The sequence below is a fragment of the Vibrio sp. Y176 genome (assembly GCF_033438945.1).
The window spans coordinates 1-553 of sequence record NZ_JAWOQS010001006.1 but is presented as its reverse complement, the minus strand read 5'-3'; the positions used below and the strand labels follow the sequence as shown (position 1 = coordinate 553).

Below are 553 nucleotides of genomic sequence, written 5' to 3'. Positions count from 1 at the left end.
TGTGATGAAATCATCATTGCAAAACGTTTGATTCGCCAAGTGGCTCACCAGCACGGGTTTGATGCGACATTTATGGCGAAACCTTTTGGTGAACAAGCGGGTAATGGCATGCACATTCACCTCAGCTTGGTTGATAAAGATGGTAACAACCACTTTAGTCAAACCGATGGTCAAGCTAGCCCCTTCTTCTATCAAACCATGGCAGCCATGTTGTCACAACCCTCCGATGCCATGGGTTTGATTTGTCCGCACGTTAACTCCTTCCGCCGCTTTTTACCGGGTGCATATGTGCCAACAAAAGCTGACTGGGGAGAAAACCACCGAGGCGTGGCGCTGCGTGTGCCGATTAGCGACAGTAAAAACCGTCGTATTGAGCATCGTATCGCTGGCGCTGACGTTAACCCTTACATTCTCGCTGCAGTAGTACTTTCCGCAGTATTAGCGAGTGATAACTACACCAAAGACCAATGTCCGCCAACCTTAAGTGACGATGCTGTTGAACTGCCGTTGCGTATGTCAGAAGCGCTAGAGCGACTGGAGCACAGCGAGTTAG

General features: G+C 49.5%; 1 pseudogene. It reads left to right on the top strand.

From position 1 onward, the window contains the following. Positions 1–553: pseudogene (locus tag R7O13_RS29905) on the top strand (glutamine synthetase); the annotation flags it as partial.